We start from the raw sequence: 7,767 nt of genomic DNA on the forward strand, positions 1-7,767 counted from the left end.
CCAGCCCCCTGGAGATGGCCGGCATCTACGCCACCTTCGCCAACCACGGCTACAAGGTGACCCCGACGATCATCAAGTCGGCCGTGAACAAGGGCCGCTCGGTGGACCTGCCGAACCCGGTCGGGGGCTCGGTGATCAGCCGTACGGCCGCCGACACGGTCACCTCCGTGCTCACCGGCGTGGTGGACGACGGTACGGCCAGTGAGTCCGTGGCGAGGAACCCGCTGCGCGGCGGCCAGCAAGTGGCGGGCAAGACCGGTACCTCCGACGAGAACAAGTCGGCCTGGTTCACCGGCTACACGCCGACCTTGGTCACCTCCGTCGGCCTGTTCGGCGAGGACCCGAAGACCAGGGCCCACGTGTCCATGAAGGGCGCGACCGGCCTGCTCCCGCCACCCGGCCGGATCAACGGCGGCGGCTACCCGGCGAAGATCTGGGCCGCGTACACCTTCAGCGTCGCCCGCAAGGCCCAGTTCGACCTGAACACCACGCAGGGCGCGGCCGTCGCACCCGTCGAGACGCCGACGATCAGCCAGACCCCGACCCAGACGCCCTCGCGGACGCCCTCCAGCGCGCCGCCGACGTCCAAGTCGCCGACACAAACGCCGTCCCAGAGCCCGTCGCAGACGCCCTCGCGGACCCCGTCGCAGACGCCGTCCCAGACTCCTACCACCAGCCCGCCGACGACCCCCATCACGGAGGACCCGCTCGACCCCGAGGGCAACTTCGGCCAGTAGACCCGCACAGGAGAAGGGCGCCCGGAGAACTCCGGGCGCCCTTCGCGTGCCGTCAGCGGCTCAACCGCGGTTCAGCTCGAACCAGACCACCTTGCCGGTGCTCAGCCGGGTCGCGCCCCAGCGCCTGGCCAGCCGGTTGACCAGGTACAGACCGCGCCCGCCCTCGTCCGTGGCCCGGGCCTGCCGCAGCCGCGGCAGCTGCGGCACGTCGTCGCCGACCTCGCAGCGCAGCACGTCCGTGCGCAGCAGCCGCAGCGTCACCGGCCGCGACGCGTACCGCACGGCGTTCGTCACGACCTCGCTGACCAGCAGCTCCACCGAGTCCGTCAGCTCCTCCAGGTCCCAGCGCGCCAGCGCCCGCCGGGCCAGCCGGCGGGCCTGGCCCGGGGCGGAGTCCTCCGGCTCCAGCGTCCAGTAGGCGACATCGCTCGGCGCGATCCCGTCGAACCGGGCCGCGAGCAGCGCGATGTCGTCGTCCCGGTCGCCCGGACCGAGCATGTCCAGCACCTCGTCGCACAGCGCTTCCAGCGGCGGCGGATGGTCCGGGCCGGTCAGCTGCGCGGTCGCGGCCAGCTTCTCCCGCAGCTGCTCTATCCCGGTCCACACGTCCCGCAGCCGGGACTCCACCAGACCGTCGGTGTACAGCAGCAGCGTGCCCCCGGCGGGCGCGTCCAGCTCCACCGCCTCGAAGTCCACCCCGCCCACGCCGATCGGCGCGCCCGGCGGCACCCGCAGTACCTCGGCCCGGCCGCCCAGGTGCAGCAGGACGGGCGGCGGATGCCCGGCATTGGCGATCGTGATGCGGTGCGTCACCGGGTCGTAGACGGCGTACAGGCAGGTCGCCATGCGATCCGTGCCCAGGCGCTGCGCCTGCTCGTCCAGGTGGTGCAGCACCTCCTGCGGCGGCAGGTCGAGCCCGGCCAGCGTCTGCGCCGTCGTGCGCAGCTGGCCCATGATCGCCGCCGAGGTCATCGAGTGGCCCATCACGTCGCCGACGACCAGAGCGACCCGGCTGCCGGGCAGCGGGATCGCGTCGTACCAGTCGCCGCCGACCCGCGCGGTCTCCGCCGCCGGCAGGTAGCGGGACGCCAGCCGGACCCCGGTCGGCCGGGGCAGCGTCTCGGGCAGCATGGTGCGCTGCAGCTCGTCGGCGATGTACGCCTCCCGGCCGTACAGCACCGCCTTGTCGATGCCCAGCGCGCTGTGCGTGGCCAGCTGCGCGGCCACCAGCAGATCGTCCGCCTCGAACGCGAGCCGGTCCGCGCGGCGCAGGAACACGGCCGCGCCGATCACCCGGCGCCGGCCGCGCAACGGCGCGAGGATCGCGTGCCGCCCGCCCGGTACGACCACCTCGCCGCCCTCGCCGAGCAGCTCGGGCAGCGCGGCCCGGGCGGCGGGCGCGTCGGCGAACACCGGCCGCACCCCGCGCAGCACCTCGTTCAGCGCGCCGCCCGGCCGCACCTCGCACAGCTCGGCGGTCAGCGACGACAGGTCCGCCAGCACCGACGGCTCCGGATCCGGGTCGAACGCCGGCGGCAGCAGCACCCCGTCGGTGTCCCGCTCCGGGGGTATCCGGTCGGTGCGGCGCAGCCGCAGCACCACCGGACCACTGGGCCGCTCGTCACCGACCGGCAGCGGTTCGCGCAGGTAGACCAGGATCGCGTCGGAGAACGTGGGCACGGTGGCCCGGCACAGCCCCATCACGATCTCGTCGAGGTCGAGCCCGCGGGCGATCCGCCGGGTGGCCGCGCCCACGAACCTGAGCCGGTCCCCGTCCCGCCGCATGGGCATGGGCCGCCCCGGCGGCAGTCCGCGCCCGGTACGGCGCTCCTCACCGCCCGGAGTCCGCTCCTGCTCGGCACCGGGCTGGGCCGGGATGGCCTCCGGTGCGGGGCGCGGGCGGTGGGCGTCGGGCTCGGTGGCGGCGGGCTGGGAGTGCTCGGGGCCGTTGACTGGGAGCTCCTTCCCCTTGCCGTCCGGTGCCTGGCCGCAGGGCGCGGCGGCCGTGGCCGGGCCGGAGGGCGGTCCGTCGGGCCGGGCCTGTGCGGGTAAGGCCGGGTTGCCGAACTGCTGCGCGGACTGTTCCGGGGCACGCAGGACGGCCCCGCGGGTCTCCGCGGGGTCGACGCCCGACTGGGGGCGTCCGAGTGAGGTGGGCTGCTCCGTCACGCGTGTCGCATCCATCCGTCCGGGGCTGTGCGCCGGGTGGGCCGGGCGCGCAGTTGGTCCCGCCGCAATGCCGATACCCGCAATACGTGCCCCGGGAACGGATTTCCCGCCGGGCGGGCTCTCCTGGTGGTGCCCTGGTACCCCTCGCTCACGTCCTGCCGCCCCTCGGTGACGATCGGTCAAGCCCAGCACATGCTCCGGTGGTTGCGCTGCAGCGCCCTTGCGGAGGACGATCCTACGTTTCTTGCCTGGGGGCGCATCAAGGGTCTCATGAGGACACGTGCGCGGGAGTGCGGTGCCAGTCCTCGGGAAGAGAAGGTACCGTCCAGGACGGGTCCGGGCGCCAGTTCTGCCAGCCGTCCGCGAACGGCGTCCCCCACGCGCGGATCACCTCCACCGCCTCCCGTCCCGCCACCCGCACCCTCCCGGCCGTCGCCGCGTCCATCAGCCCGTCCCGCTGGGCCTGCGCGAACTCGTCCTCGTCCCGCCAGTGCCACGTCCGGTCCGGGTGCACGGAGATGTCCAGGAAGTGGTCCTCGGAGTCCACCCCGCCCGCCCAACGGGCCAGCGGCTGCTCCAGGTTGACGTACCAGTTCTTGAACCGCCAGCCCGGCTCCCAGAACAGCCACACCGACCAGGGCCGGCCGGGCTCGGCCACCTTCAGCACGCCCGTGCCGAACCAGCGGTCCCGCTGGACGGTACGCGGCTTGGTGTAACGGGACTCCAGCGGCTCCAGGTGCACGGGCGTGCCGTCGGCCAGCACCGGCTTCACGCACTCGGTGCCGGGGGCGAGCCACACCGCCAGCAGCTCCGGGTCGTCGCGTACGACGGTGACCGGCCGGGCGATGTGGACGTGCTCGCCGCCGTTCTCCCGGTAGCGCCACAGGATGTGCGTCCCGGGCGTCCAGTACGTCCCCGCTCCCGCCGTCACTCGTGTCACCGTTCCGTCGTCCGTCATGGACAGATATTAGGTGCCAGGGGCATACGACGCTGCGGCGCGCATCACCCGGTGCCCGGCCGGCCGGAAAGCCCCGTCCGCGGTCACGGGCGCGTCATCCGCAGGACGTCCAGCGCCGCGTCGAGCTGTTCCAGCGTCAGGTCGCCGCGCTCCACGTACCCGCTCTCCAGGACGACTTCGCGGATCGTCCTGCGCTCCGCGAGGGACTTCTTGGCGACCTTCGCGGCCTCCTCGTAGCCGATGTACTTGTTCAGCGGGGTCACCACGGACGGCGACGACTCCGCGTACTCGTGGGCGCGTTCCCGGTCGGCGGTGATGCCGTCGACCGTGCGGTCGGCCAGCAGCCGCGAGACGTTGGCGAGCAGCCGGACCGACTCCAGGACGTTCTTGGCGATGACCGGGAGCATGACGTTCAGCTCGAAGTTGCCCGCGGCGCCCGCGGTCGCGATGGTGGCGTCGTTGCCGATGACCTGGGCGGCGACCATCAGCACGGCCTCCGGGACCACCGGGTTCACCTTGCCCGGCATGATCGAGGAGCCGGGCTGGAGGTCGGGCAGCCGGATCTCGGCGAGGCCGGTGCGCGGCCCGGAGGCCATCCAGCGCAGATCGTTGGCGATCTTCGTCAGGCCGACCGCGATGGTCCGCAGCTGCCCGCTGGTCTCCACGATGCCGTCCCGGGCGCCCTGGGCCTCGAAGTGGTCGCGGGCCTCGGTGAACGGCAGCCCCGTGACCCGGGCGACCTCCTCGATGACGGCGGCGGAGAACCCGCGCGGGGTGTTGATGCCGGTGCCGACCGCCGTGCCGCCCAGCGGCAGTTCGGCCAGGCGCGGCAGGGAGGCCCGGAGGCGCTCCACGCCGTAGCGCACCTGGGCCGCGTACCCGCCGAACTCCTGGCCGAGGGTCACCGGGGTGGCGTCCATCAGATGGGTCCGGCCGGACTTCACCACGTCCGCGAACTCCTCGGACTTGCGCTCCAGGGAGGCGGCGAGGTGCTCCAGGGCCGGGATCAGGTCGTGGGTGACGGCGGCGGTGGCCGCGATGTGGATCGAGGACGGGAACACGTCGTTGGACGACTGGGAGGCGTTGACGTGGTCGTTGGGGTGCACGTCCCGGCCGAGCCGCTCGGTCGCGAGGGTGGCCACGACCTCGTTGGTGTTCATGTTGGACGAGGTGCCGGAGCCCGTCTGGAACACGTCGACCGGGAAGTGTTCGTCCCACTTCCCCGCGGCGACCTCGCCGGCCGCCTCCTGGATGGCCTCCGCCACGTCCTTGTCCAGCACGCCCAGCTCGGCGTTGACCTTCGCCGCGGCCGCCTTGATGCGGGCCAGCGCCTCGATGTGGGCCCGCTCGATGCGCTGCCCGGAGACGGGGAAGTTCTCCACGGCCCGCTGTGTCTGCGCGCGCCACTTGGCCTCCGCGGGGACGCGTACCTCGCCCATGGAGTCGTGCTCGATCCGGTATTCGCTCATACCCGTATAGCGAACGGGGGACCGGCGATGTTCCGGGCCCCGGTCCTTCCGGGGGAAACGTCCGGGTACCCCGGATGCCCGCCCCCGGTTCCCTCAGGGGCGGGCGTCCGGCACGGGGTCGGCCGAGCCATGGACCCCGCACCGGGATCGAGGTGAACGTCGGCCCTATCGGTCACAACCGGACCGCTGGCGGGGCTGGGACCGACGGGGCCCGTGAGGGCCGCTCTCGGCCCCTGGGCGCCGAGAGGACGACAGAGCCCCCGGCAACTCGCCAGGGGCTCTCCGCGGGTGTCGCTGCCGGGTCAGCCCAGACCCGGGCCCCGCACCGGGATCGAGGTGAACGTCGGCTGCGGCGCGGGGTCCTGGAAGAAGTCGTTCCCCTTGTCGTCCACCACGATGAACGCCGGGAAGTCCTCGACCTCGATCTTCCAGACGGCCTCCATGCCCAGCTCCTCGTACTCCAGGACCTCCACCTTCTTGATGCAGTCCTGGGCGAGGCGGGCGGCCGGGCCGCCGATCGAGCCGAGGTAGAAGCCGCCGTGCGCGGCGCACGCGTCGGTGACCTGCTTGCTGCGGTTGCCCTTGGCCAGCATCACCCTGGAGCCGCCCGCCGCCTGGAACTGCTCCACGTAGGAGTCCATGCGGCCGGCCGTGGTCGGACCGAAGGAGCCGGAGGCGTAGCCCTCGGGGGTCTTGGCCGGACCGGCGTAGTACACCGGGTGGTCCTTGAGGTACTGCGGCATCTCCTCGCCCGCGTCCAGCCGCTCCTTGATCTTCGCGTGCGCGATGTCACGGGCCACGACCAGGGGACCGGTCAGCGACAGGCGGGTCTTGACCGGGTACTTGGCCAGCTCCGCGAGGATCGTGTCCATCGGCTGGTTCAGGTCGATCCGCACGACGTCGCCGGCCTCGTCGAGATGCTCGTCCGTCGTGTCCGGCAGGAAGCGCGCCGGGTCCGTCTCCAGCTGCTCCAGGAAGACGCCCTCGGCCGTGATCTTGGCGACGGCCTGGCGGTCGGCGGAGCAGGAGACGGCGATCGCGACCGGGCAGGACGCGCCGTGCCGCGGCAGGCGGACCACGCGCACGTCGTGGCAGAAGTACTTGCCGCCGAACTGCGCGCCGATGCCGATCTTCTGGGTCAGCTCGAAGACCTTCTGCTCCAGCTCCTTGTCGCGGAAGCCGTGGCCGAGTTCGGAGCCCTCCGCCGGGATCTCGTCCAGGTAGTGCGCGGAGGCGTACTTCGCGGTCTTCAGCGCGTACTCGGCGCTGGTGCCGCCGACGACGATCGCCAGGTGGTACGGCGGGCAGGCGGCCGTGCCCAGCGAGCGGATCTTCTCCTCCAGGAACTTCATCATGGAGGCCTCGTTCAGGACGGCCTTCGTCTCCTGGTACAGGAAGGACTTGTTCGCGGAGCCGCCGCCCTTGGCCATGAACAGGAACTTGTAGGCGCCGCCGTCGGTGGCGTACAGCTCGATCTGGGCCGGCAGGTTGGACCCGGTGTTCTTCTCCTCCCACATGGTGAGCGGAGCCATCTGCGAGTAGCGCAGGTTCAGCTTGGTGTAGGCGTCGTAGATGCCGTGCGAGAGGTGCTCGGCGTCCTCGCCCGCCGTCAGCACGTTCTGGCCGCGCTTGCCCATCACGATCGCGGTGCCGGTGTCCTGGCACATGGGCAGCACGCCCGCCGCCGCGATGTTCGCGTTCTTCAGCAGGTCCAGCGCGACGAACTTGTCGTTCGCCGACGCCTCCGGGTCGTCGATGATCCGGCGCAGCTGGGCGAGGTGGGCCGGCCGCAGGTAGTGCTGGATGTCGTGGATGGCCTCCGCGGCCAGCTTGCGCAGCGCCTCGGGCTCCACCTTGAGGAACGTCCGCCCGTCGGGCCCCTCGACCGTGGAGACGCCCTCGGACGTCACCAGCCGGTACGGGGTGGTGTCCTCTCCTTGCGGGAGCAGATCGGTGTACGCGAACTCAGGCATCTCAGCCCATTCCTCACTGTGACGGACGGTGCCCGCCGACGCTGGCGGGCCTGTCCAGCGTAGAACCTGCCGACGGCGGCGGACCTGTGAGGTCCGGCTCAGTCGGGGGTGTCGCGATCTATCGTGTTTGGGTACGCTGCTGCCGTGGACCTTCAGAAGCAGCACGCACCCACACCCGCAGCCGAGCTGCGCGCCTCCGACGCCGACCGCGACCGGGTCGCCGACATCCTCCGTGAGGCCCTCGCCGAGGGCCGGCTGACCGCCGACGAGCACGCCGAGCGCGTGGACGGCGTGCTGAACGCCAAGACGGTGGGCGAGCTGGAGGTCTTCGTCCGGGACCTGCCTGCCGCGCACCGGCGTCCCGCCGGGCCCGCCTACGCCTCCGCCCCCTCGCGCCCCGGCCCGGACGCGATCCCGGCGGAGGCGGACGCCAGCGTGGTGGCGGTGTTCAGCAGCGCCAT

6 protein-coding genes are annotated in these 7,767 nt (G+C 72.4%); 2 read left to right on the forward strand and 4 right to left on the reverse strand.

Translation table 11 applies throughout. From position 1 onward, the window contains the following. Window positions 1-737 (forward strand): penicillin-binding transpeptidase domain-containing protein (locus IE312_RS42750; RefSeq protein ID WP_268254377.1); only part of this gene is annotated, 737 nt, incomplete at its 5' end. Between the two features lie 60 nt (window positions 738-797). On the opposite strand, the gene IE312_RS31955 is transcribed toward IE312_RS42750, so the two are convergent. The 4 genes from IE312_RS31955 to IE312_RS31970 form a co-directional block, all read right to left on the reverse strand. Further along, entirely contained in the window at window positions 798-2,906 is a 2,109-nt protein-coding gene (locus IE312_RS31955; protein WP_189985743.1) for a SpoIIE family protein phosphatase, read from the reverse strand. Window positions 2,907-3,174: 268 nt separating this feature from the next. Continuing rightward, window positions 3,175-3,864 carry a cytidylyl-2-hydroxypropylphosphonate hydrolase gene (gene fomD, locus IE312_RS31960; protein ID WP_189985744.1) on the reverse strand — a complete coding sequence of 230 codons (690 nt, stop codon included), beginning with the start codon at window positions 3,862-3,864 and terminating at the stop codon, window positions 3,175-3,177. Between the two features lie 83 nt (window positions 3,865-3,947). Continuing rightward, window positions 3,948-5,333: a class II fumarate hydratase gene (locus IE312_RS31965; protein WP_189985745.1), complete on the reverse strand. Its 1,386-nt coding sequence runs from the start codon at window positions 5,331-5,333 to the stop codon at window positions 3,948-3,950. A 302-nt stretch (window positions 5,334-5,635) separates the two neighbouring features. Continuing rightward, entirely contained in the window at window positions 5,636-7,306 is a 1,671-nt protein-coding gene (locus IE312_RS31970; RefSeq protein WP_189985746.1) for a fumarate hydratase, read from the reverse strand. 144 nt (window positions 7,307-7,450) lie between these two features. Here IE312_RS31970 and IE312_RS42755 point away from each other — a divergent pair. Beyond that, a partial coding sequence (locus tag IE312_RS42755) for a DUF1707 SHOCT-like domain-containing protein (RefSeq protein WP_229900683.1) occupies window positions 7,451-7,767 on the forward strand: 317 nt, incomplete at its 3' end.

This window comes from Streptomyces capoamus, assembly GCF_014654935.1.
Classification (GTDB): Bacteria; Actinomycetota; Actinomycetes; order Streptomycetales; family Streptomycetaceae; genus Streptomyces; species Streptomyces capoamus.

What these genes read in the sequence shown, in the direction of transcription:
- fomD (WP_189985744.1), bottom strand. Translation starts at nt 3,864, where the DNA reads ATGACGGACGACGGAACGGTGACACGAGTGACGGCGGGAGCGGGGACG.
- IE312_RS31965 (WP_189985745.1), bottom strand. Translation starts at nt 5,333, where the DNA reads ATGAGCGAATACCGGATCGAGCACGACTCCATGGGCGAGGTACGCGTC.
- IE312_RS31970 (WP_189985746.1), bottom strand. Translation starts at nt 7,306, where the DNA reads ATGCCTGAGTTCGCGTACACCGATCTGCTCCCGCAAGGAGAGGACACC.